General features: G+C 66.3%; 24 protein-coding genes. 9 read left to right on the top strand and 15 right to left on the bottom strand.

The window, feature by feature from the left end; genetic code table 11:
* Genes GRI47_RS12555 through GRI47_RS12540 form a run of 4 tightly spaced genes read left to right on the top strand, consistent with a single transcriptional unit; the run spans nucleotide 1 to nucleotide 3,177 of the window.
* On the top strand, nucleotides 1–1,110 hold the full coding sequence (locus GRI47_RS12555; RefSeq protein WP_237452791.1) for an AI-2E family transporter: 1,110 nt from the start codon (nucleotides 1–3) through the stop codon (nucleotides 1,108–1,110).
* Entirely contained in the window at nucleotides 1,107–1,976 is an 870-nt protein-coding gene (gene nadC, locus GRI47_RS12550; protein WP_160661708.1) for a carboxylating nicotinate-nucleotide diphosphorylase, read from the top strand. The genes GRI47_RS12555 and nadC overlap by 4 nt, the downstream gene beginning before the upstream one ends.
* 42 nt (nucleotides 1,977–2,018) lie before the next feature.
* Nucleotides 2,019–2,456 carry a hypothetical protein gene (locus GRI47_RS12545; RefSeq protein WP_160661707.1) on the top strand — a complete coding sequence of 146 codons (438 nt, stop codon included), beginning with the start codon at nucleotides 2,019–2,021 and terminating at the stop codon, nucleotides 2,454–2,456.
* Nucleotides 2,434–3,177: a ribonuclease T2 family protein gene (locus GRI47_RS12540; RefSeq protein ID WP_237452790.1), complete on the top strand. Its 744-nt coding sequence runs from the start codon at nucleotides 2,434–2,436 to the stop codon at nucleotides 3,175–3,177. Before GRI47_RS12545 ends, GRI47_RS12540 begins: the two co-directional genes overlap by 23 nt.
* 138 nt (nucleotides 3,178–3,315) lie before the next feature.
* Here the strand turns inward: GRI47_RS12540 and tadA are convergent, their stop codons facing one another.
* On the bottom strand, nucleotides 3,316–3,771 hold the full coding sequence (gene tadA, locus GRI47_RS12535) for a tRNA adenosine(34) deaminase TadA (protein ID WP_160661706.1): 456 nt from the start codon (nucleotides 3,769–3,771) through the stop codon (nucleotides 3,316–3,318).
* Nucleotides 3,772–3,924: 153 nt separating this feature from the next.
* Here tadA and rpmB point away from each other — a divergent pair, with 153 nt between their 5' ends.
* The gene (gene rpmB, locus GRI47_RS12530; protein ID WP_067682990.1) at nucleotides 3,925–4,215 is read left to right on the top strand and encodes a 50S ribosomal protein L28; all 291 of its coding nucleotides are present in this window, start codon (nucleotides 3,925–3,927) and stop codon (nucleotides 4,213–4,215) included.
* Nucleotides 4,216–4,237: 22 nt separating this feature from the next.
* Here rpmB and GRI47_RS12525 read toward each other — a convergent pair whose 3' ends face one another.
* The 4 genes from GRI47_RS12525 to xseA are packed head-to-tail and all read right to left on the bottom strand — an operon-like array spanning nucleotide 4,238 to nucleotide 7,908.
* Entirely contained in the window at nucleotides 4,238–5,263 is a 1,026-nt protein-coding gene (locus GRI47_RS12525) for an esterase-like activity of phytase family protein (RefSeq protein ID WP_160661705.1), read from the bottom strand.
* A 9-nt stretch (nucleotides 5,264–5,272) separates the two neighbouring features.
* On the bottom strand, nucleotides 5,273–6,199 hold the full coding sequence (locus GRI47_RS12520) for a peptidoglycan DD-metalloendopeptidase family protein (protein WP_160661704.1): 927 nt from the start codon (nucleotides 6,197–6,199) through the stop codon (nucleotides 5,273–5,275).
* Nucleotides 6,196–6,426: a DUF2093 domain-containing protein gene (locus GRI47_RS12515; RefSeq protein ID WP_160661703.1), complete on the bottom strand. Its 231-nt coding sequence runs from the start codon at nucleotides 6,424–6,426 to the stop codon at nucleotides 6,196–6,198. Before GRI47_RS12515 ends, GRI47_RS12520 begins: the two co-directional genes overlap by 4 nt.
* A 24-nt stretch (nucleotides 6,427–6,450) precedes the next feature.
* On the bottom strand, nucleotides 6,451–7,908 hold the full coding sequence (xseA, locus tag GRI47_RS12510; RefSeq protein WP_160661702.1) for an exodeoxyribonuclease VII large subunit: 1,458 nt from the start codon (nucleotides 7,906–7,908) through the stop codon (nucleotides 6,451–6,453).
* Between xseA and purD the strand changes: the two genes are divergently transcribed.
* Nucleotides 7,907–9,193: a phosphoribosylamine--glycine ligase gene (purD, locus tag GRI47_RS12505; RefSeq protein ID WP_160661701.1), complete on the top strand. Its 1,287-nt coding sequence runs from the start codon at nucleotides 7,907–7,909 to the stop codon at nucleotides 9,191–9,193. The two genes, xseA and purD, sit on opposite strands and share 2 nt — an antisense overlap.
* Nucleotides 9,194–9,197: 4 nt before the next feature.
* On the opposite strand, the gene GRI47_RS12500 is transcribed toward purD, so the two are convergent.
* Nucleotides 9,198–10,220, bottom strand: a complete 1,023-nt coding sequence (locus tag GRI47_RS12500; RefSeq protein WP_160661700.1) for an adenosine kinase — start codon at nucleotides 10,218–10,220, stop codon at nucleotides 9,198–9,200.
* Between the two features lie 123 nt (nucleotides 10,221–10,343).
* Between GRI47_RS12500 and GRI47_RS12495 the strand changes: the two genes are divergently transcribed.
* Entirely contained in the window at nucleotides 10,344–11,051 is a 708-nt protein-coding gene (locus tag GRI47_RS12495; RefSeq protein ID WP_202387516.1) for an EI24 domain-containing protein, read from the top strand.
* Nucleotides 11,038–11,499: a hypothetical protein gene (locus tag GRI47_RS12490; protein WP_202387514.1), complete on the top strand. Its 462-nt coding sequence runs from the start codon at nucleotides 11,038–11,040 to the stop codon at nucleotides 11,497–11,499. Before GRI47_RS12495 ends, GRI47_RS12490 begins: the two co-directional genes overlap by 14 nt.
* Before the next feature lie 7 nt (nucleotides 11,500–11,506).
* Here the strand turns inward: GRI47_RS12490 and GRI47_RS12485 are convergent, their stop codons facing one another.
* From GRI47_RS12485 to GRI47_RS12445, 9 genes are all read right to left on the bottom strand, one after another.
* On the bottom strand, nucleotides 11,507–11,863 hold the full coding sequence (locus GRI47_RS12485) for a HesB/IscA family protein (RefSeq protein ID WP_160661699.1): 357 nt from the start codon (nucleotides 11,861–11,863) through the stop codon (nucleotides 11,507–11,509).
* The gene (locus GRI47_RS12480; RefSeq protein WP_160661698.1) at nucleotides 11,860–12,372 is read right to left on the bottom strand and encodes an SUF system Fe-S cluster assembly protein; all 513 of its coding nucleotides are present in this window, start codon (nucleotides 12,370–12,372) and stop codon (nucleotides 11,860–11,862) included. Before GRI47_RS12480 ends, GRI47_RS12485 begins: the two co-directional genes overlap by 4 nt.
* Before the next feature lie 9 nt (nucleotides 12,373–12,381).
* Entirely contained in the window at nucleotides 12,382–13,599 is a 1,218-nt protein-coding gene (locus GRI47_RS12475) for a SufS family cysteine desulfurase (protein WP_160661697.1), read from the bottom strand.
* Complete coding sequence (locus tag GRI47_RS12470) at nucleotides 13,596–14,369, bottom strand: SufD family Fe-S cluster assembly protein (protein WP_160661696.1); 774 nt, start codon at nucleotides 14,367–14,369, stop codon at nucleotides 13,596–13,598. The genes GRI47_RS12475 and GRI47_RS12470 overlap by 4 nt, the downstream gene beginning before the upstream one ends.
* Nucleotides 14,366–15,130: a Fe-S cluster assembly ATPase SufC gene (sufC, locus tag GRI47_RS12465; RefSeq protein ID WP_160661695.1), complete on the bottom strand. Its 765-nt coding sequence runs from the start codon at nucleotides 15,128–15,130 to the stop codon at nucleotides 14,366–14,368. The genes GRI47_RS12470 and sufC overlap by 4 nt, the downstream gene beginning before the upstream one ends.
* A 130-nt stretch (nucleotides 15,131–15,260) precedes the next feature.
* Nucleotides 15,261–16,259 carry a DUF559 domain-containing protein gene (locus GRI47_RS12460; RefSeq protein WP_337190695.1) on the bottom strand — a complete coding sequence of 333 codons (999 nt, stop codon included), beginning with the start codon at nucleotides 16,257–16,259 and terminating at the stop codon, nucleotides 15,261–15,263.
* On the bottom strand, nucleotides 16,256–17,737 hold the full coding sequence (gene sufB / locus GRI47_RS12455; protein ID WP_160661694.1) for a Fe-S cluster assembly protein SufB: 1,482 nt from the start codon (nucleotides 17,735–17,737) through the stop codon (nucleotides 16,256–16,258). Before sufB ends, GRI47_RS12460 begins: the two co-directional genes overlap by 4 nt.
* A 226-nt stretch (nucleotides 17,738–17,963) precedes the next feature.
* Nucleotides 17,964–18,368, bottom strand: coding sequence for an SUF system Fe-S cluster assembly regulator (locus tag GRI47_RS12450; protein ID WP_160661693.1), 405 nt, complete (start codon nucleotides 18,366–18,368; stop codon nucleotides 17,964–17,966).
* A 350-nt stretch (nucleotides 18,369–18,718) separates the two neighbouring features.
* Nucleotides 18,719–20,554, bottom strand: coding sequence for a DUF885 domain-containing protein (locus GRI47_RS12445; protein ID WP_419957000.1), 1,836 nt, complete (start codon nucleotides 20,552–20,554; stop codon nucleotides 18,719–18,721).
* 332 nt (nucleotides 20,555–20,886) lie between these two features.
* On the opposite strand from GRI47_RS12445, the gene GRI47_RS12440 reads away from it, so the two are divergent.
* Nucleotides 20,887–21,933 (top strand): quinone-dependent dihydroorotate dehydrogenase, encoded by a 1,047-nt coding sequence (locus tag GRI47_RS12440; RefSeq protein WP_160661874.1) that lies wholly within the window; start codon nucleotides 20,887–20,889, stop codon nucleotides 21,931–21,933.
* Nucleotides 21,934–21,935: the final 2 nt, after the last annotated feature.

Here is a 21,935-nt window from a genome sequence, read left to right as displayed (position 1 = left end):
ATGACGATTGAAGGTGACCGGAAAATGCGGGCGCGCCGCATCGAACGGGGCGGGTTCGTCCTGTTCCTGGCGCTTGTCACGGTCGGGCTGATCTGGGTCGCATGGCCGTTCGCCTCGGCGATCCTGTGGGCCGCGCTCGCCGCGATCATCTTCCAGCCCCTGTTCGCCCTGTTCCAGCGGCATCTGGGGGGCAGCAACCGGGCCGCCATCCTGACCCTGCTCGCCGTGACCGTCCTCGTGATCGTACCCGCGATCTGGATCGGAAACATCATCGTCGATCAGGCGACCCGGCTCTATCTCGCCTTGCAGACCCAGCAGATCGATCCCGCCGCCGCCTTCGACCGGGTGCATAATGCGCTTCCGCTAAGCTGGCAGCGCATGATCGATAGGGCCGGGTATGGCGATTTCGGCGTGCTGCAACAGCGGGTGTCGCAATTCACCGAAGAAGCGTTGATGATCGCGGGCCGCTCGGCCTTGTCCATCGGCGGCAGCGCGTTTTCCTTCGTGCTCTCGCTCGGCGTGGGCCTTTACGTCCTCTACTTCCTCCTGCGCGACGGGCAGCGCATCGGCCCCGCGATCCGCGACGCGCTCCCGCTCGAACCCCAAATGGCGCATGAGCTGGCAGACCGCTTCGCGATCGTGGTGCGCGCCACCATCAAGGGGTCGGTCGTCGTCGGGCTGGTCCAGGGCGCTCTCGGCGCGATCACCTTCGCCATCGTCGGAATGCCCGCCGCCGCGCTGTTCGGCGTGCTGATGGCGATCTTCTCGCTGCTGCCCGCGCTCGGCCCGGCGATCGTATGGATCCCGGTCGCGATCTACCTCGCGGCGATCGGCGAATACTGGCAGACGGCGGTCGTGATCGGTTCGGGCGTCGGCGTGATCGGAATGGCCGACAACATCCTGCGCCCGATCCTGGTGGGCCGCGATACGGGCATTCCCGACTGGGTCGTGCTGGTGACGACCTTGGGCGGCATCGCCACGCTGGGCCTCAGCGGCATCGTCGTCGGCCCGCTGCTCGCCGGACTGTTCCTGACCGGATGGGCGATCATGAGCGAGCAGCGCGGCGTGGCCCACCATCCCGATCCGCTCCCCGAAGGAGACGATGTATGACCGACACCGCCTGGACTCTCCCCGGCTTCGACCTCGACCGTTTCGTGCGCGAAACGCTTGGCGAGGATCTGGGCGATGACCTTCCCGGAGGCGGTCGTGACGTCACCAGCGAAAGCGTGATTCCCGGCGATGCGCGCTTTTCCGGGGTCATGGACAGCCGCGATGCGATCCGGGTGGCGGGCCTGCCAGTGGCCGCCGCCTTCTTCCGCGCGCTCGACCCCGATATGGAGATCGCGATCCTGGTCGAGGAGGGCGCCGCGATCGCACCCGGCACCGATCTCATGCGCCTGACCGGCAATGCCCGCGCCATGCTGACGGCGGAGCGCAGCGCGCTCAACACCGTCCAACACCTTTCCGGCATCGCCACCATGGTCGCTGAATACATCGCCGCCATGGACAATCCCGCCTGCACCCTGCTCGACACTCGCAAGACCATTCCGGGCCTGCGCCATCTCGAGAAATATGCCGTGCGGATGGGCGGCGGGTCGAACCACCGCATGGGGCTGTGGGATGCCGCGATGATCAAGGACAACCACGTCCTCGTCGCCGGATCGGTGGGCGAGGCGGTGCGCCGCGCGGTCGACGCCGGAGTCGCGGAGATCATCTGCGAGGTCGACCGCATCGACCAGATCGAACCCGCGCTGGAAGCCGGTGCGACCCGGCTGCTGCTCGACAATATGGAGCCGCCCACTCTGCGCGAGGCCGTGTCGCTGGTGGCGGGCCGCGTGCCCACCGAGGCGAGCGGCGGCATCGCGCTCGACACGATCCGCGCCAAGGCGGCGACGGGGGTCGATTACGTCTCCGTCGGTCGCCTGACCCAGAGCGCGCCCGCCGCCGATATCGGTCTCGACTTTACGCCCCTGTGAAACCGCGCCATGGCTACGGCCTGACAGGGGGAGAAGGCCATTATGAAACCGGCAGAGATCAGGAATTTCGACTGGCTTTATCTCGGCTCCATCGCCGTGGGCGTGCTGGGCTTCGCGCTCAATTACGGCACTCTTGCCGAGAGTGTCAGTGCGGAGCTGACCGCCAGCGGGATGGAAGGCGCGGCGAGCGGATTCCTCATCGGCAGTATGCTGGTCGGCGTGGCGATCAACGTGGTGCTGTGGTTCCTGATTTCGGTCCTGCGGATCGGCTTCGTCAAATGGATCCTGATGCTGTTCGTCGCCTGGGGCCTGCTGTCGTTCGGCACTTCGATCGCGAGCGGGCAGGCGACGGCGCTGAACCTCGCCTTCGGGGCGATCAGTTCGATTATGGTGGTCGCGGCGGTCTATTTCCTGTTCCAGCCCGAAGCGACCACCTGGCTGGCGCAGAAGCGCGGCGATGATGGGGCGGCTGACGAATAGCATCCGGCGGCGCGGGGCCCTCGCCCTGGCTCTGGGGTTTGCAACAGCCTCGCTCGCGCTTGCCGCGCCGGTATCGGCACAGGCCTATCAGTGTTCGCTGCCCCGGACGGCGAGCGTGCCCACCATCGCGCGCGACGGACCGGAACGGCAGATGCCCGTCACCGGCTATACGCTGGCCGTGAGCTGGTCGCCCGAATGCTGCCGCACGCGGGATGGCGATTCGGGTCAGGCGCGGCAATGTTCGGGGCGCAGCGGGCGTTTCGGCTTCGTCCTCCACGGTCTGTGGCCCAACGGCGCGCGCGGCTGGCCGCAATGGTGCGGGACCGAGGTGCGACCGACCGGGCCAGAGATCGCCACCCAGCTCTGCCGCAGCCCGTCCGCGCGCCTCGTCGCCCGCCAATGGGCCAAGCATGGCGCCTGCATGACCCGAAGCCCGCGCACCTATTACCGGGTCAGCGCGATCCTCTATGACGGGCTTCGCTGGCCCGATTTCGACCGCCTCTCGCGCAAGCCCGACCTGACGGCGGGCGATGTGCGCGACTGGTTCGCCGCCGCCAATCGCGGCTGGCCGTCCGGCGCGGTGGGCATCAAGCTGAACGCGCGCGGCTGGCTGGAGGAATTGCGGCTCTGTTACGACCGCCGGTTCATGCCCGCGCGCTGCGACAGGGGGCGGTTCGGGCCTGAGGACGAAGCAGCGGTGAAGATTTGGCGGGGGTTGTAGGCGCTCACAGAGGCGCAGGGGCACGGGTGGGCTCCCGCGAGATTAGCGATCGAGCGCTTGCGAAGACTGATGATCGAAGGCGGCAAAGCCGCAGCCATCTTCGTCTCTGTGCCTCCGCGCCCCTGTGAGCGCAAAAAATCAACGCAACCGCTTGAAGAACCCCCGCAACAGCTCGCCCGCCTCGCGTTCTCCCATGCCGGAATAGATTTCCGGCCGGTGCAGACATTGCGGCTGGTCGAACACCCGCGCCCCATGTTCGACCGCCCCGCCCTTGGGGTCGCTCGCCCCGTAATAGAGCTTCGCGATGCGGGCATGGGCGATGGCGCCCGCGCACATGGCGCAGGGCTCGAGCGTGACCCACAATTCGCAATCCGTAAGCCGTTCGTTGCCGAGCGCGCGCGCCGCCGCTCTGATCGCCACGATCTCGGCGTGGGCGGTGGGATCGTGATGCCCCCGCGGCGCATTGCGGCCTTCGCCGATCACCTGTCCGCGATGGACCACCACCGCGCCGACCGGCACCTCGCCAGCCCCAGCCGCCTCGCGCGCGAGCGTGAGGGCCCTTGCCATCGGTTCGGGGGTCGGCCATCCACGCATCGCGGCTCCGCCCTAGCCCGCCCGGACCTGTCCGGCAAACGCTTGACGATTCGCCTGTCGCTGGCTATGCGCGCCGCTTTCCGGGATACCGGTGTTACTTGATCGCCTGCGGGGCAGTTTCCGCACGCATCCATTCGAACGAGAGATTTGATCATGTCGCGCATCTGCGAACTGACGGGCAAGGGCCGCCAGGTCGGCCACAATGTGAGCCACGCCAACAACAAGACCAAGAAGGTCTTCCTGCCGAACCTTCAGAACGTCACGCTGATGAGCGAGAAGCTGGATCGCAGCTTCAAGTTCCGCGTCTCGACCCACGGCCTGCGCTCGGTCGAGCACAATGGCGGGCTCGACAACTGGCTGATGAAGACCAGCGACACCAAGCTGTCGGATCGCGCGCTCAAGGTGAAGCGCGAGCTCAAGAAGGCGACCGCCGCGGCCGCCTGAGGCGCCGTTCGCTTTTTGTCTTTTACCGACTGCGTGAAGGGCGCTCGGGGCTTCCGGGCGCCTTTTCGCGTGTCTGCGCCGCTGGGGAATACAACAGCCGAACCAGCAGCGAACGCTGGAAGGCGGAGAAATTGTCGTCCGAAACCAGCCAGAGGATGGCTGTGCCGTCCGCCAGTTCGGCCGCCGCGATCCCTTCGAAATTGTCGTTCGGCATACCACGCGGCAGAGAAAGCACCTCTTCTGGCCGCCAGACGGTGCCCGGTTCAAGGCTGGCCGGATCGAGCCGCACGATCGCGCTGACGAAGCGCGGGGGAAGGCCCCATTCGACCCGGCGGAGCAGGACCAGCACCTCGCCCGACGGCACTTGCGTCATGTCTACGGGACGAAAGCCCTCGGGCGCGGCGAAGCGGAATTTCGCGCCCTTCGCGCCTGTGGTGGGATCGCCGGGGAACACGACGCCGCGATTATAGGTCTCGCCCCGGCGCACGACCTCGGCGATCGCAACGAAGCGCCCGTCCGCCAGCCGCGCGAAGGATTCAGGGCCGGAGTTCGAGCGCCATTTCGCCATGGCGGCGGGCTGGACACGGCGGATCGGCGCCAGATCGGGCGTGAGGGCCTCGATCGCATTGCTGCCTTCATAGGCCGCCCAGATCCGCCCGCTCGCAGGATCGTGGGTCAAGGCCTCCGCGTCCGCGTCGCGCTTGTCCCGCTCGGCAGTGCCGGTAATAGCGAGGAAGCGGGCCTCCATCGCCCGCGTGCCCGGACGATCGATCGCCAGCAACCCGCCTGCATCGCTGGCTGCCAGCAGGGAATTGTCCCCGCGCGCGATCAAGGCCGAATAGCCGCCGAGGCTGCGGCTCCTGCTTGCCATCGCCCATGCTCCGGTCAGCAGCAGCGGGCCCTGACGCCGTGCATCCGGTGCGATGTCGACGGGCGTGAAGACGATGGCGGCACCCGGATCGATCGGGCGCACCTCGCTGCGCCACACCGTCCCCGGTGCCAGACCGAGCGCCACGGCCACGGCGAGGAAGGCGCGCAGCGGGCGCAAACAGTGTCCCTAGCGGTCGACGAAGAGCAGCGGATCGAGCCGCGCGCCGTGCCAGGTCAGCCCCCAATGGAGATGCGGTCCAGTGGCGCGCCCGGACGCGCCGACATCGCCGATATGCTGGCCCTGGCGCACCTTCTCGCCCTCGCGCACCAGAATGCGCGAACAATGCAGGAATGCGCTGTTGAGACCCTGACCGTGGTCGATGATGAGCAATTGGCCTTCGAGCGAGTAATCCTCGACCGCCAGCACCACCACGCCATCGGCGGGTGCGACGAAGGGCGTGCCGGTCGGCTGCGCGATGTCGAGACCGGAATGGTAGCTGCCCGGCTCGCCACGATAGATGCGCTGCGATCCGAACCGGCCCGAGATCCGCCCCCGCACCGGCCAGACGAAATCCTGGCGCCATCCTTGGGCGCCGGTGCGTTTCTGGCGCGAGAGATAGATGGCTTCCAATTCGGGATTGCGCCGCGCCATGAAAGCCGCCGACGCGCCGCCCGGCGTGCGCGCGACGTTCACGCGCTCGATATTCCAGTCACGCGGAGACACGGCGACGGGACTGGCGATCACGCGCCCATCGGCCAGAACTGCGGTGAGGCGCGCCTGCGGCCTCGAATCGCGATCGAAGGCGGCGAAGAAACGGCCTTCCTCGTCGAGGATCAGGTCCTGATCGTCCAGTTTCGCCGAAACCGCGCCACCGGGGGCAGTGCCGCGAATCCAGCCACCCTGGGTCAATTCACCGTCGAAAGTGAATACGGGCGCGCGGGCCGGGGTGGGTGCGGGCGTCGGAACGGGAGTCGGCGTAGGTGTGGGCTGAACACGAACCGGCTGGACCGTCTCGGTCACCGGCCCTGTAACCGGCGGCGCGCTGTCGGAGGCGACGCATCCGGCCAGCGCGAACAGCGACAGGCCGAATAGCGCCCTCAAACCCGAAATCACGAATCGGCCCGCTGAGCCGTCCCTTGGGCCATCCGCTTTGCGGCCATTTCCGCGCCGGCATAGGCTTCCTGGTGGTGGACGCTCCAATAGCGTAGCTCTTCCAAGGGGACCGCCTGGCCGCTGACCGCGCAGAACACATGAGTGCCCGCGCGCAGCACGCGAAAGCCGTTGGGGCCATATTGCAAGCGGGCTTCGCCGTCGCTTCGATCTCGGGAGGACATCAACATGGGTCGCTCCCTAGCAAGCCGCGCTCATCCGAACAAATCTTCCTGACCCGGCGAAGCGGCGCTTTGCCTTTTAGGGCGTTTGACGGGCGGGGCGGCCGGCGCTCCTGCCGGGACCGCTGCCAGATCGCCATCGCGGAACTTGAGCGTCAGTGCCGCTTCCTTGCCCGCCGCCGCCCGGTCGGTCAGCGTCCGGCCATCCGCCCCCGTCACCCTGACATAGCCGCGCGCCAGCACCGCATCGGGATCGAGCGAGCGCATCACGCGCACCGTACCCGCCAGCCTTTCGCGCGAATCGGCGATGCGGCGCTCGACGAGCACCGGGGCCAAGCGCAACGTGGCAAGATCGCGCCCGGCATCGCGCAGATTGCGATGCAGCACGGCAGGCGTCAGCCGCAATTCGCCGAGCTTCTGCCGTCCCGAAGCCGCACGATCGAGCAGCCCCCGTTTCAACCGCTCGCCCGCTTCGTCCAGCCTCTGCGCCTTGGGCTGGAGCAGGGCTTCCAGCTTCGGCATCCGCTGGACCCGCGCCTCCAGCCTCTCGCGCCCCAAAGCGACCGGACGGGCGGCGCATTGGCGCTGGCGATGGCCGAGATCGGCGAGCATGACGGCGAGGTCGGCCCTGACCGGCACCGCCCGCTCCGCCGCGGCGGTCGGCGTCGGCGCGCGGACGTCGGCGGCGAAGTCGGCCAGCGTGGTATCGGTCTCGTGCCCGACCGCGCTGATCGTGGGGATCGTCGATCCAGCGATGGCGCGGACCACGATCTCCTCGTTGAAGCTCCACAGATCCTCGATCGAGCCGCCCCCGCGCGCCACGATCACCAGATCGGGCCGGTCGGGATGGTCCCTATCCATCTCGGAAAAGCCCCGCACCGCGCCTGCAACCTGCTCGGCAGCGCCCTGCCCCTGCACGAGCACCGGCCACACGATCACGCGGCTGGGAAACCTGTCTGCCAGCCGGTGCAGAATGTCGCGAATCACCGCGCCGGTGGGCGAGGTCACCACGCCGATCGTGCGCGGCAGGAATGGGAGCACGCGCTTGCGTCCCTCGTCGAACAGGCCCTCCGCCGCCAGACGCGCGCGGGTCCTTTCCAGCAGCGCCAGCAGCGCGCCCTCGCCCGCCAGCTCCATCCGCTCGATCACGATCTGGTATTTGGAGCGTCCGGGATAGGTCGTCAGCTTACCGCTCGCGACGACCTCCAGCCCGTCCTCGGGCTTGAAGGGCAGGCGCTGCGTGTTGCCGCGCCACATGACGCCGTCGATCACCGCCTTCTCGTCCTTGAGCGCGCAATAGAGATGGCCCGAGGCCGCCCGCTTCACCCCCGACAATTCGCCGCGCAGCCGCACGAAGCCGAAGCGATCCTCCACCGTGCGCTTTAAGAGGTTCGATATCTCGCTGATCGAATAGGCCTGGGCGTTGTCGCCGTCATTCTCCCGCGCTACCAGCCCGGCGTCAGTTTCGTCGTCTGAGAGGTAATCGGCCATGAATATCCTGTTGCTGGGCTCGGGCGGGCGCGAACATGCGCTGGCGTGGAAGCTGGCGCAATCCCGGCTGGTGGCTGGCGAAGGCGACACGCTGTTCGCCGCGCCGGGCAATCCGGGGATAGCGGATCATGCCCAGCTCGTCGCCCTCGACATGGGCGATCATGATGCGGTGGCGCGCTTCTGCGCCGAGAACACGATCGGCCTCGTGGTCGTCGGGCCGGAAGTTCCGCTGGTCGAAGGGCTGGCCGACGCGTTGCGCGATTCCGGCGTGCCGGTATTCGGACCGTCCAAAGCCGCCGCGCAGCTCGAAGGCAGCAAGGGCTTCACCAAGGATTTGTGCGAGCGGGCCGATATCCCCACCGCGCGTTACATCCGCGCGACATCGCTCGAGGCCGCCTGGGGCGCGCTCAAACGCTTCGATCCGCCCTTCGTCCTCAAGGCCGACGGGCTGGCCGCGGGCAAGGGCGTGGTGATCGCGGAAACGCGCGAGGAGGCGCAGCACGCCCTGTCCGACATGTTCGACGGCAGGTTCGGGGCTGCGGGCGCGGAAGTCGTGATCGAACAGTTCCTGACCGGCGAGGAAGCGAGCTTCTTCGCCCTGACCGACGGGACCCATATCGTCCCCTTCGGCACTGCGCAGGACCACAAGCGCGTGGGCGAAGGCGATACCGGGCCCAACACTGGCGGGATGGGCGCCTATTCCCCCGCCCCGGTGCTGAGCGCCGAATTGCAGGCCCAGGCCATGCGCACGATCATCGAGCCGACTGTTACCGCGATGCGCGAGGCCGGAACGCCGTTTTCGGGCGTGCTCTATGCCGGGCTGATGCTGACCGAGAGCGGGCCGCAATTGATCGAATACAATGTCCGCTTCGGCGATCCCGAATGCCAGGTGCTGATGATGCGGCTGGAGAGCGATCTCGGCGAGATCATGCTCGCCTGCGCCGAGGGAAGGCTGGGCGAGATCGAACCGCCGCGCTTCAGCGACGATTTCGCGCTGACGGTGGTGATGGCGGCGGAAGGGTATCCCGGCACGCCCAAAAAGGGCGGCACGATCGATCTCGGCCATTCCGAAGCGCACGGGGCCAAGGTGTTCCACGCGGGCACGGCCCATGACGGCGAGAGCCTGACTGCGACTGGCGGGCGCGTCCTCAACGTTACCGCGCGCGGGGCGAGCGCCGGCGAGGCCCAGGCCGCCGCCTATCACGCGGTCGATGCGGTGGATTTCCCCGACGGTTTCTGCCGCCGCGACATCGGCCAGCGCGAGGTCCGGCGCGAACGGGGGTGAGGCGTCATCCCAGCCGCTTCTCAACCAGTGCCTTGAGGTCGGCTTCGCTGCGGGCGCCGTAATGCGAGATGATTTCCGCCGCGCAGACCGCGCCCATGGTGAGGCAGGTCTCCAGCGATTCGCCGCGCGCATGGCCGGTCAGGAAACCCGCCGCGAACAGGTCGCCCGCGCCGGTGGTGTCGACGACCTTGTCGACCGGCTCGGCGGGGACTTCGGCGCGGGTTTCCCCCTGCACCGCGACCGCACCCCTGGCGCTGCGCGTGGCGACGACGGTTGGGATCTTGCCGCTCAATCTGGCGAGGCCCGCGTCGAAATCGCTCTCGCCCGTCAGCGTCGCCAGTTCGGTTTCGTTGACGAACAGGATGTCGATCTGGCCCTCGTCGATCAGCGCGCGGAAATCGTCGCCATGGCGATCGATCACGAAGCTTTCGCTGGCAGTGAAGGCGACCTTGCGCCCCGACTTACGCGCCACCTCGATCGCGCGGCGCATGGCGCGGCGCGGCTCTTCCGGGTCCCAGAGATAGCCTTCGAGATAGAGGATGCCCGCGCTCGCGATCAGATCGTCGTCGAGCGCTTCGGCGGGCAGGAACTGCGTCGCGCCGAGAAACGTGTTCATCGTCCGCTCGCCATCGGGCGTCACGAAGATGAGGCAGCGTGCGGTGGGGAGGCTGTCCTCGCCACCCTCGGCCGGGCGAGCGGGAGTCTCGTAAGCGACGCCGATGGCGCGGATGTCGTGGGTGAAGACCTCGCCCAGCTGATCGTCCGCCACCTGGCCCACGAAGGCGCATTTCGCACCCAGAGCCGCCATGCCCGCCAGCGTGTTCGCCGCCGATCCGCCGGAGATTTCCTTCGCCGGGCCCATCGCCTGATAAAGCTCATCGGCCCGCTCGGTGTCGACCAGCGTCATCCCGCCCTTGTTCAGACCGAGCTCGCCGATCAGCGCATCCTCGCACGGGGCCATCACGTCGACGATGGCGTTGCCGATGGCGATGACGTCGTATTTGGTCGGGGCGGCGGTGTCGGTCATGAAAACTCCAGTGAAAACGGCATTACGTCGCGCGCGGTTAGCCGTTCGGCGGATCGAGGCCAAGGGCGCGATTGACTTGGGGTCTGCCCTCTTCCACTCCGCGCCGCTGATGACGAGCCTGCAATGACGAGCCTGCCCCGGGCCCTTGCCCTGTCGATCGCCCAGCTCGGCGACCGCGCGATCCTGCGCGTGCTGGCGAAGTCGGCGGCGCTGACGCTGGCGATCTTCGCGGCGCTCGGCGCGGCTCTGTGGTGGGCGCTCGATGCGGCGATCGAGGAGTGGATCGTCGCCACCCTGCCCGCCGATTACAGCGACGGGATCGCGGGGGTGGTCGCACTCGTCCTTGGCCTGCTCGCCGCGTGGTTCCTGTTCCGCGTGGTCGCGCTCGCCGTGATCCAGCTCTTCGCCGACGAGATCGTGCAGGCGGTGGAGGCGCGTCATTATCCGCAGGCCGCGATCAGCGCACGCACGCTGCCCTTGCGCGAGGATATCGCCAATGGCGCGCGCGGCGCGGTGCGGGCCATCGCGTTCAATCTCGTCGCCCTGCCCTTCGCACTGGTCCTGCTGGTCACCGGGATCGGCACCGCATTGCTGTTCTGGTTCGTCAACGCGCTGCTGCTGGGCCGTGAGCTGACCGAGATGGTCGCGCTGCGCCATGCCTCATCCCGAACCGCTGGGGCATCATCGGTGGGCGGCCTCACGCGCTTTTGCCTCGGCGGCGTGGTCGCGGCGCTGCTCGCGATCCCCTTCGTCAACCTGCTCGCCCCGGTGATCGGCGCGGCGAGCGCCACGCATCTGTTCCATGGGAGGCCGCGCCATGCGCCGGTTTGAATTCGCTCGCCTGTCGGCATCCGTCGCCGCTCTGGCCCTCATCCTGTCGGGCTGCGTCACCGCCCCGCCTGCGGGGACGCCCGCAACCGGTGGAGAGGCGCAGCGGCCCCGTCCAACCAATCCGCCGCCGATGACCGTCCCGACTCCCGCGCCGAGCGTCCGACCCGGTGCCTTCATCCCCCCGAGAGTGATGAATATGCCCGGCCTCGAGGGCGTGATCGGCAGCAATGCCGCCGCGCTGGCCGCGGTCTTCGGGACGCCCCGCCTGCAAGTGCGCGAGGGCGATGCGCTGAAACTGCAATTCACCGGTGAGGCGTGCGTGCTCGACGTCTATCTCTATCCGCTGACGCAAGGGGCAGAGCCGACCGCCACCTATGTCGATGCGCGGCGGGCGAGCGATGGGCTGGATGTGGACCGGGCGCGCTGCGTGGCGGCGCTGAGGCTCTAGGCCTGCTTCACACCATGAAGCTTTCGCCGCATCCGCAGGCGCCCTTGGCGTTGGGGTTTTCGAACACGAAACCGGCGGTGAAATCGTCCTCGCGCCAGTCCATCGTGCTGCCGACCAGATAGAGCAGGCTCGCCCCGTCGATGTAGAAAATGCCGCCGGGGGTTTCGATCTTCTCGTCGAATTTCGCTTCCTCGGTCACGTAATCGACCGAATAGGCGAGGCCGGAACAGCCCCGGCGCGGGGTCGACAGCTTGACGCCGATCGCACCGTCGGGCGCGCGCGCCATCAGATCGGCCACGCGCTGTTCGGCAGAGGCGGTGAGGTTCACCGCAGCGGGGCGTTCGCGGGTTTTCGTCTCGGTCATAGCATTCCCAGTTCGAGGCGCGCTTCGTCGGTCATCTTTTCCGGGCTCCACGGCGGGTCCCAGACGAGGTTCACCTCGGCATCGCGCACGCCGGGCACGCTGGCGGCGCGCAGTTCGACCTCGCCCGGCATACTCTCGGCGACCGGGCAATGCGGGGTCGTCAGCGTCATGGTGACGACGACATCGCTGTCCGGGCCTACCTCGACCCCGTAGATCAGGCCGAGATCGTAAATGTTGACCGGGATTTCCGGGTCGTAGATCTCCTTCAGCGCCGCGATGACCTTCTCGTAAAGCTCGCCGCCGGGTTCGCCCGCGCCAACGCTTTCGGGCTGTTTCTTGAGGAACCCTTCGAGATAGTCGCGCTTGCGTTCCATCTTCTCGCGCGGGGCTTCCGCGTCGGGATCGACCGCATCGGACACGCGCGCACGCGGGGGCTTCGCCGACGAAACGACTTGCTCGGTCGGCGAGGGCGCCGCGATAAAGTCCTGATCCTTTTCCGTGGTGCTCATACGAAAATCCTAGCCGAAAATCTTGAGTGTGCGCTCGATCCCGCGCAGCAGCGCGGCGATGTCGCTCTCGTCGGAATAGAGGCCGAAACTGGCCCGCGCGGTGGCGGGGACTCCCAGATGCTCCATCAGGGGCTGCGCGCAATGATGCCCGGCCCGGATCGCGACGTCTTCTTCGTCCAATATGGTGCCGAGATCGTGCGGGTGAACCCCCTGAAGCGCGAAAGAGACGATCCCCGCGCTTTCCTCCGGCCCGAACAGCGTGACCGAATTGAGGCTGCGCAATTCCTCGCGCAAGGTGCGGGCGAGCGCGGCTTCGTGCGCGAACAGCCGGTCCGGCCCCTGCTCCGCGACATAGTCGATCGCGGCGTGCAGCGCGATCGCTTCGGTGATCATCGGCGTGCCCGCTTCAAAGCGCTGCGGCGGCGGGGCATAGGTGGTCCCGTCGAACGCCACCTTGTCGATCATCGCGCCCCCGCCCTGCCAGGGCGGCATCTCTTCGAGCAGTGCCTTGCGGCCCCACAACACGCCGATCCCGGTCGGCCCGTAGAGCTTGTGGCCGGAGAAGACGTAGAAATCGCAAGCCAGCGCTTTCATGTCGAGCGCCATGCGCGGTGTGCTCTGGCATCCGTCGAGCAGCAGTTTCGCGCCCACGGAATGCGCCAGATCGGCGGCGGCGCGCGCGTCGAGGACCGATCCGAGCACATTCGAGACATGCGCCAGCGCGACCATCCGGGTGCGCGGCGTCAGTATCGCCTCGAGCGCGCCGAGATCGATCCGCCCGTCCTCGGTCAGCGGGCAGACGTCGATTTCGGCGCCCGTTCGCTCGGCGATCATCTGCCAGGGGACGATGTTGGAATGATGCTCCAGCATGGAGAGGACGATCCGGTCCCCCTCGCCCAGATTCGCCGCACCCCAGCTCTGGGCGACGAGGTTGATCCCCTCGGTCGCCCCGCGCACGAAGACGATCTCGTCCTCGCCCTCCGCCCCGATGAACTCCGCGACGCGCCGCCGTGCCGCTTCGTAGCCGAGCGTCATCTGCGCGCTGCGGCCATAGACGCCGCGATGCACCGTCGCGTAATCCTCCCCCAAAGCGCGCGTCATCGCGTCGATCACCTTTTGCGGCTTCTGCGCGGATGCCGCCGTGTCGAGATAATGCCACGGCCTGCCGTCCGCCGTCAGGAGGCCGGGAAAATCCGCCTTGCGTGAAAGGACACCCGCTTCGCTCACAGATGCCGGTCCAGCTTGCCCAGCGCGACATCCATCAGGCGCTCGCTCTCAGCCTCGTCGTCCAGAGCCACGAAGGCATCGCCCAGGAAGGCGCGGACCAGCAGCTTGCGCGCGGTTTCCGGCGGCAGGCCGCGCGCCGCCATGTAATAGCGCGCCTGTTCGTCCAGCTGACCGACCGTGGCGCCGTGGGCGCATTTGACGTCGTCGGCATAGATTTCGAGCTGGGGGACCGAGTTCACGCTCGCCCCCTTTTCCAGCAGCAGGCCCTTGAAGTCCTGTTTGGCATCGGTCTTCTGCGCATCGCGCGCGACGTCGATCCGGCCGAGAAAATTGCCCGTGCCCTGCCCCCAATGGACGCCGCGCACCACCTGATTGCTGGTGGCGTTGGGGTGATCGTGCGCGATCCGCGTGACGAATTCGCGCGTCGTGTCGCGCCCGCCCACCGTCACGCCGCCGAATTCGAAATGCCCGCCTTCCTCGATCATCACGACCATCTCGACCCGGCCCAACCGGCCCGAGGCGATCACGCCGAAGATCTCGCAGGTGGCGTTACGGCGCACATCTATGCGCAGGCGGTGCAGTTCGGTTGCATCGCTGACCGCATCGCCCTCATCGGCGATCACGATGGTGTCACGAAAGGTCTCGCCCTCCGCGACCTCGATATCGCGCCACTGGTCGAGCGTGCGGAGGTCCATGCCCTCCAGCGCATCCGTGTCCGAATAGCGCCAGGCTTCGTCTTTCCGTGTCGGGAGAATGATCGCTTCGCTCACGCCACCTCCGCCATCACCGCGTCATAGCCTTCGGCCTCGAGCCGCTGCGCAAGGTCCGCCTCGCCCGTCTTCACGATCCGCCCCTGCGACAGGATGTGGACGAAATCCGGCTTCACGTAATCGAGCAGGCGCTGGTAATGCGTGATCAGCAGCACGCCCTTGTCGGGCTTGCGCATGATCGCGTTGATGCCGTTGCCGACCGTCTTCAGCGCATCGATGTCGAGCCCGCTATCGGTCTCGTCGAGCACGGCCAGCTTCGGGTCGAGGATGCCCATCTGCACCATTTCGGCGCGCTTCTTCTCGCCGCCCGAAAAGCCGACATTCACCTGCCGCTTGAGCATGTCCATATCGAGCTTGAGCAGCGCCGCCTGTTCCTTGGCGTGTTTCAGGAATTCGCCGCCGGTCAGCGGCTCTTCCTCGCGCGCCTGACGCTGGGCGTTCAACGCCTCGCGCAGGAACTGGACGTTGGAGACGCCGGGGATCTCGACCGGATACTGGAAGCCGAGGAAAAGGCCAGCCGCCGCGCGCTCGTGCGGGTCCATTTCGAGCAGGTCCTCGCCCGCGAATTTCACGCTGCCGCCGGTCACTTCGTAACCGGGCCGACCGCCCAGCACATAGGCGAGCGTCGATTTGCCCGCGCCGTTGGGGCCCATGATGGCATGAACCTCGCCCGCATTCACGGTGAGCGAGAGGCCGTTGAGGATTTGCTTGCCCCCGTTCACATCAGGGATTTCGGCGTGGAGGTCTTTGATTTCGAGCATCAGAGTTTCTCTACAATTTTCGTCATTGCGAGGAGCCGCGGGCAACGCGGCAATCCAGGGGCGGATCGCGCACCGCTCTGGATTGCTTCGCTCCGCTCGCAATGACGGGAGGATGGTGAGGGGAAGCGCATCACCGCCGACCCTCGGGGCGCTCCTGGCGCTTGTTGGGCCGCGAATAATGCTGGTTGGGATTGGCCGCGGCATGGGCGCGCGCGGCCTCTTTCTTGTCGGCGATGCGGCTGCGCATGCCTAGCGTGATGCGCTGGAGCACGCTTTCGATGTCCGTCAGAATGTCGGAGGCGGCGATTCGCATCACGCGGATGCCGACCGCCTCGAGGCTCTTGTCACGGCGTTTTGCCAGCGCTTCGTCCGCGCCCTCCTCGTCCACCATGATCGCCATGCCGAGATTGTGGCAGTTGAAGTCCACGATCGCGCTGCCGACCACGGCGAACCGCTTGAAGGTGTAGCGGCCCATATCCGCCTTGGCGAACTTCTCGGCGAGCGCCTTGTGCGCTTCGGAGGAATGGCGCCGCAACTCGCGCGCCTGTTCGTGCAGAACGTCGAGCCGCTTGTCCGAAATCTTCCACCCACGGCCCTTCTTTTTGAGCGCGGGGGCGGTGTCGTCGGTTTCCGACGGATCGCGGAGCTGGAGGGTTTTACGCTGCGCAAGCCCCTCCCCTTCAGGGGAGGGGTTGGGGTGGGGGCTGTCACCAACGTCGAGAGCGGCAAGCATCGTTTGCAGAACGCCATCCGAGTTATTCATGACGTCGTCATTGGAAAGGTGAAGGACGGCCAAGCCCATCTCAGCCAGATACTCGTCCCGGCGCGCATCCTTTTCGGGATCGTCATGCGTATCGCCATCGACCTCGACGACGAGCTTTGCCGCCGGACAATAGAAATCCACGATGGCATGGCCGATGACCTCCTGACGCCGGAACTTGAAACCATTCAACTGGCTGTTGGAAAGATTACGCCACAAGCGCTTTTCCGGCTCGGTCGGGTTGCTGCGCATTTCGCGCGCACGATCCTTCAGCGTTGCGAGCTGTTCGGATGACAGCCCCCACCCCTTGCCCCTCCCCTGAAGGGGAGGGGTTTTCGGATCGGCCCCTTTATCGACGAGAGCGCTCACCCCACACTCCCCTCGAGCGAGATCGCCAGCAGCTTCTGCGCTTCGACCGCGAATTCCATCGGCAGCTGCTTCATCACCTCTTTCGCGAAGCCGTTGACGATCAGCGCGATCGCCTCTTCCTCACCCAAGCCGCGTTGCTGGGCGTAGAACAGCTGGTCGTCCGAGATTTTCGAGGTGGTCGCCTCGTGCTCGATCTGGGCGCTGGGGTTCTTGACCTCGATATAGGGCACGGTGTGCGCGCCGCATTTCTCGCCGAGCAGCAGCGAATCGCATTCGGTGCGGTTGCGGACATTGTCGGCATTGGCGGCCACGCGCACCAGGCCGCGATAGGTGTTGTTCGACTTGCCCGCCGAAATCCCCTTGGAGATGATGGTCGAACGCGAACCGCGCCCGTTATGGATCATCTTGGTGCCGGTATCGGCCTGCTGGTGATTGTTCGTCACCGCGACCGAGTAGAATTCGCCCACGCTGTCCTCGCCATTGAGCACGCAGCTGGGATATTTCCAGGTGACGGCGGAGCCGGTTTCGACCTGGGTCCAGCTGATCTTGGACCGCGCGCCTTGGCACAGGCCCCGCTTGGTGACGAAATTGTAGATCCCGCCCACGCCTTCGCTGTTGCCGGGATACCAGTTCTGGACGGTCGAATACTTGATCTCGGCATCGTCCATCGCGACCAGTTCGACGACGGCGGCGTGCAGCTGGTTCTCGTCGCGCATCGGCGCGGTGCAGCCTTCCAAATAGCTGACATAGCTACCCTTCTCCGCCACGATCAGCGTGCGTTCGAACTGGCCGGTATTTTCCGCATTGATGCGGAAATAGGTCGACAGCTCCATCGGGCAGCGCACGCCTTCGGGGATGTAGACGAAGGTGCCGTCCGAAAAGACCGCGCTGTTGAGCGTGGCGAAGTAATTGTCGCGCTGCGGCACGACCTTGCCGAGCCATTTTTTCACCAGCTCGGGATATTCGCGAATCGCCTCGCTGATCGAGAGGAAGATGACGCCCGCCTTCTTCAATTCCTCGCGGAAGGTGGTGGCGACGCTGACGCTGTCGAACACGGCGTCCACCGCGACCTTGCGCGCGCCTTCCACGCCCGCGAGCACTTCCTGCTCCGCGATCGGGATGCCCAATTTGTCGTAGACCGCCTTGATGTCGGGATCGAGCTCGTCGAGCGATTCCAGCTTCGGTTTGGCCTTGGGCTCGGCGTAATAATAGGCGTCCTGATAATCGATCTCGGGATAGCCCAGTTTCGCCCAGTCGGGCTCTTCCATGTCCTGCCACAGGCGGAAAGCCTTCAGCCGCCAGTCGAGCATCCATTCGGGCTCTTTCTTCTTGGCGGAGATGAAGCGGACGGTGTCTTCGTCGAGACCCTTGGGCGCGAATTCGGTGTCGATGTCCGAATGCCAGCCGAATTCATACTCGGCGGCGCGCGCGGCCGCATCGCGGGCGTCCTGGTCCTGTATTTCTACGGTGTCGGTCATGCTGAAGCCTTGAGATATTGAGGCGCTCGCGAAGGCGCGAAGGCGCGAAGAGAATGCGTTCGCGCCAAAGGCGCAGAATGAGTGACGCTCACAGAGGCGCAGAGACACAGAGAGAATGGTGCGCGACGGGCCCCCGTGCCTCTGTGCCTCTGTGAGTGCAAGATTGTAAGGCGGCTCCGCCGCGCAGTAACCATAGCGCCTTTACGCCTTTGCGATCGCCCGACCATCACGCCACCTCCGCAGAAAGCCGCGTCAGCGGAATGTCCGCCAGCGCACCGCGCAGGGCGGTGTTGATGACGGGCCAGTGCGGGCGGACGCTGCAATCATGGCCGATCGTGCAATCCTGCCCTTCGACGCAGGCGGTCAGCGCGATCGGGCCTTCGACCGCCTCGACGATGTCGGCGACGCTGATCGCGGCGGCCGGGCGCGCGAGCTGCAATCCGCCGCCCGCCCCGCGCACCGAGCGCAAGAGACCCGCCGCGCTCAATTTGCTGACGAGCTTCTGCACGGTGGGGACCGGAAGGCCGGTCTCCGCCGCCAGTTCCGCCGCGCTCGTCCGCCCGCCACCGCAATGGCGCGCGGCGGCGTGCATGGTGACGACGGCATAGTCGGCGAGATTGCTGAGGCGCATAGGGGCCAAATCGGAGCAATGCGGTCCGATTTCAACCAAAACCCGATTGTTGCGAGTCGTTATTATGTTTGTGTTCCGCATCCCCTCCGGGATGCGAAATCCTCGCTCCCTACGGTCGCTGCGGGCGGGCAGTCGCCCTTGCGGACCCTGCGGGTCCGAGCTCCGCGACCAAGCCCACAGGCCGGGAATGGTCCGGTCCGCGACCAGCGGACTTTTTTATGCCAAGACCTACTCGTCGATTTCGTCATTGCGAGCCCGGCGCCAGCCGGGGGAAGCAATCCAGGGCGGCCACGCGCGACGCCTCTGGAATGCTTCGTCGCCTGCGGCTCCTCGCAATGACGAGGCCGCGTTCAGCTCTCCCCTTCGATCCAGGCGTCGACATTCTCTTCCATGATGGCCAGCGGGACGGGGCCGCTTTTCAGGATCACGTCGTGGAAAGCGCGGATGTCGAAATCGTCGCCCAGTTCGCTCTGCGCCCTCTCGCGCAGTTCCATGATCTTAAGCTTGCCGATCATGTAGGCGGTCGCCTGTCCCGGATAGACCACGTAGCGTTCGATCGCCTTTTCGATGTCGCCGGGCGGGTTGGGGGTGTTGTCTGTGAGATATTGGATCGCCCGTTCGCGGCTCCAGCGCTTGTGGTGGATGCCGGTATCGACGACGAGGCGGCAGGCGCGCCACAGCTCCATGCCCAGCCGTCCGAAATCGGAATAGGGATCGGTGTAGAAGCCCATATCCTTGCCCAATTCCTCAGAATAGAGGCCCCAGCCCTCGCTATAGGCAGTGACTCCGCCGAAGCGGCGGAAGGGCGGAACGTCGCCCAATTGGGTCTGGATCGAAAGCTGGAGATGGTGGCCCGGAAGCCCCTCGTGATAGGCGAGCGCTTCGAGCTCGTTCCGGCTCATGTCCTTGAGATTGTAGAGATTGACGTAATAGGTCCCCGGCCGCGATCCATCGGGTGCGGGGCGCTGGTAGAAGGCCTTGCCCGCGCTCTTTTCGCGGAAGGCCTCGACCGGCTTGATCACCAGCGGATCGCTCGGCAGCGTGTTGAAGAAGTCCGGCAGGCGGGCCTCCATCGCGTCGAGCTTAGCCTCCGCATCCGCCAGATAGGCTTCGCGCGTATCGTAATAAAAGCGATCGTCGGTGCGAGTGTATTCGAAGAAATCCTGGAGATCGCCTTCGAACCCGACCTCGCGCATGATCTTGCGCATCTCGTCATGAATGCGCTCCACCTCGCGCAGGCCGATCGCGTGGATCTGGTCGGCGGTCAGATCGGTGGTGGTGTAGTTCTTCAGGAGAGCCGAATAATAGGCGGCTCCGTCGTCGAAGCGCCAGATCCCGTCATCGGTCGGCGCCATTGCCTGCTGGCGCTGCATTTCGGCGAGCAGGCGCTGATAGGCGGGACGCGCGCTGTCGTTCCAGGCCGTCTTCGCCCCTGCCATGAGCGCCACGCTCTGCGCCTCGCCCAGATCGAGCTTTCCGACCTTGCCGGCGAAATCCTCCAGCACGGCATTGTCGTCGCCCGCATTCAGCAGGTTCTCGATATCCGAGATGACGTAAGGATAGACCCAGTCCGGCGGCATCACGCCCTTCGCGGCCCGTTCGCGCGATTCGGCGATGAGCGTGTCGATCACCGGGCCGAGCCCTTCGATCCGGCTGACGTAATCCGCCGCCTGATCCGCATTGGCGACCGAGTGGATATTGATGAGGAAGGCGGGCAGCTGGCTCTGCGCACCATTCATCTGATCGAAGATGTACCCGTTCTCGCGGAAGGGGAACAGCATGGCGCTGTTGTCCGCCTGATAGTCGAACAGGCGATAGGACAGCGTGTCCTGCGGCGAGAGGTCGATCGGCGAATAGGTCGCGCGCATCGTTTGCGCGGTCAGCTGCTGCAGGCGCTCCTCGGCGATTGCGGCCGCATCGGAAAAATCGCCCCAGCGCCCGTAATCCTCGTCACGAATGCCGCGATAGGCCTTGGACAGCGGCGACAGCGCGAGTTGCGCCTGGTCGTAGCGTTCGAAGAAAGTGCCGATATCGGCGCTGGCCTGCGGTGCGCTTGCTTGCGCTGCACCGGTCGCAGGCGTGGGGGCCGGTTCGCCCATGGTGGTCGCGCACCCTGTCAGCGCCATGGCGCAGACTCCGGCCAGATATCCCTGCAATGTCCGCTTGTTACCGCTCGCCGTCATCATGCTCTCCCGAAATGAATTTTCGAAGCGCTAGCGCGGAGCGGGCGGGTTTGGCCAGCCCAAAGCAGGTGGGGCGGACAGGAAGCTGGCCCAAAAAGAAAGGGGCGGACCCGCCATGAAGGCGGAACCGCCCCTCGAAAGGAGAGAACCCGCCGCACAAAGCGCCGAGCCCTTCGGGTCGCAAACCCGCACCTACACGAAGGTGTGTCGCCCGAATAGGACAGATGCGACATGCGCGCGCCCGAAATAGTGACAAATGATGTCAGATTGATCCGTTTCGGTGTTGTTTTCGCATCGTCTCGACAGGTTTCGGACAAGGGGGCATAGCGATGGCGATGCTGTTCGATCTCCTGCGCCCCGCGATATTCGCACTCGATCCCGAGCGGGCCCACGGCCTGACCGTGGCTGCCCTGAAAGCCAAGCCCGCGGGCCCGAAGCCCGTGCCGGGCGCTCTGGCGTGCGACGTGGCGGGGCTGACCTTTCCCAATCCGGTCGGCCTTGCCGCAGGCTTCGACAAGAACGGCGAAGTCCCGGACGCGATGCTGGGGCTGGGGTTCGGTGCCGTCGAGGTCGGTTCGATCACGCCCCGCCCGCAGGAGGGCAATCCCAAGCCCCGCCTGTTCCGCCTGACGGAGGATCGCGCGGTCATAAACCGGATGGGATTCAACAATCGCGGCGGCGAGGAAGCGGCAGCCCGCCTGTCTGCCCGCAAGCATCGTGGCGGGATCGTCGGCATCAATGTCGGCGCGAACAAGGACAGCGCCGATCGCGTGGCCGATTATGCGGCGATGACGCGGCTGATGGCGCCGCTCGCCAGCTATCTCGCGATCAATATCAGCAGCCCCAACACGCCCGGCCTGCGCGCATTGCAGGACGAAGGCGCGCTTGTCGGCCTGATCGAAGGCGTGATGGAAGCGCGGGCCGAGGTCTGCCGAGCCGAGGCGAATACCCCGCCGGTTTTCCTGAAGGTCGCGCCCGATCTGGAACCCGCCGATATCGACGCGATCGCCCGGATCGCCCTCGACACCGGGCTCGGGGCGCTGATCGTCTCGAACACCACGATTTCCCGCCCCGACCTCTCTTCACGGCACCGCGAGGAGACGGGCGGCCTGTCCGGCGCGCCCTTGCGCGAGCTTGCTCTCCAGCGAATCCGCGATTTCCGCGAGGCGACCGGTGGCGCCATCCCGCTCGTCGGCGTGGGCGGCATCGCCAATGCCGAGGACGCCTGGGCGCGCATCCGCGCCGGGGCCAGCCTGGTGCAGCTCTACTCCGCCCTCGTCTACGAAGGACCCGGCCTTGCGCGCCGGATCGTGGGCGACCTTGAAAGGCTTATGCGGCGCGACGGCTTCGCTGCGATTGCCGAAGCGGTCGGAAGCGAATAGCG

This window comes from Qipengyuania pelagi, from assembly GCF_009827295.1.
Taxonomy (GTDB): Bacteria; Pseudomonadota; Alphaproteobacteria; order Sphingomonadales; family Sphingomonadaceae; genus Qipengyuania; species Qipengyuania pelagi.
The sequence above is the reverse complement of the archived record's forward strand: the minus strand, read 5'-3'. Positions and strand labels throughout refer to the sequence as shown.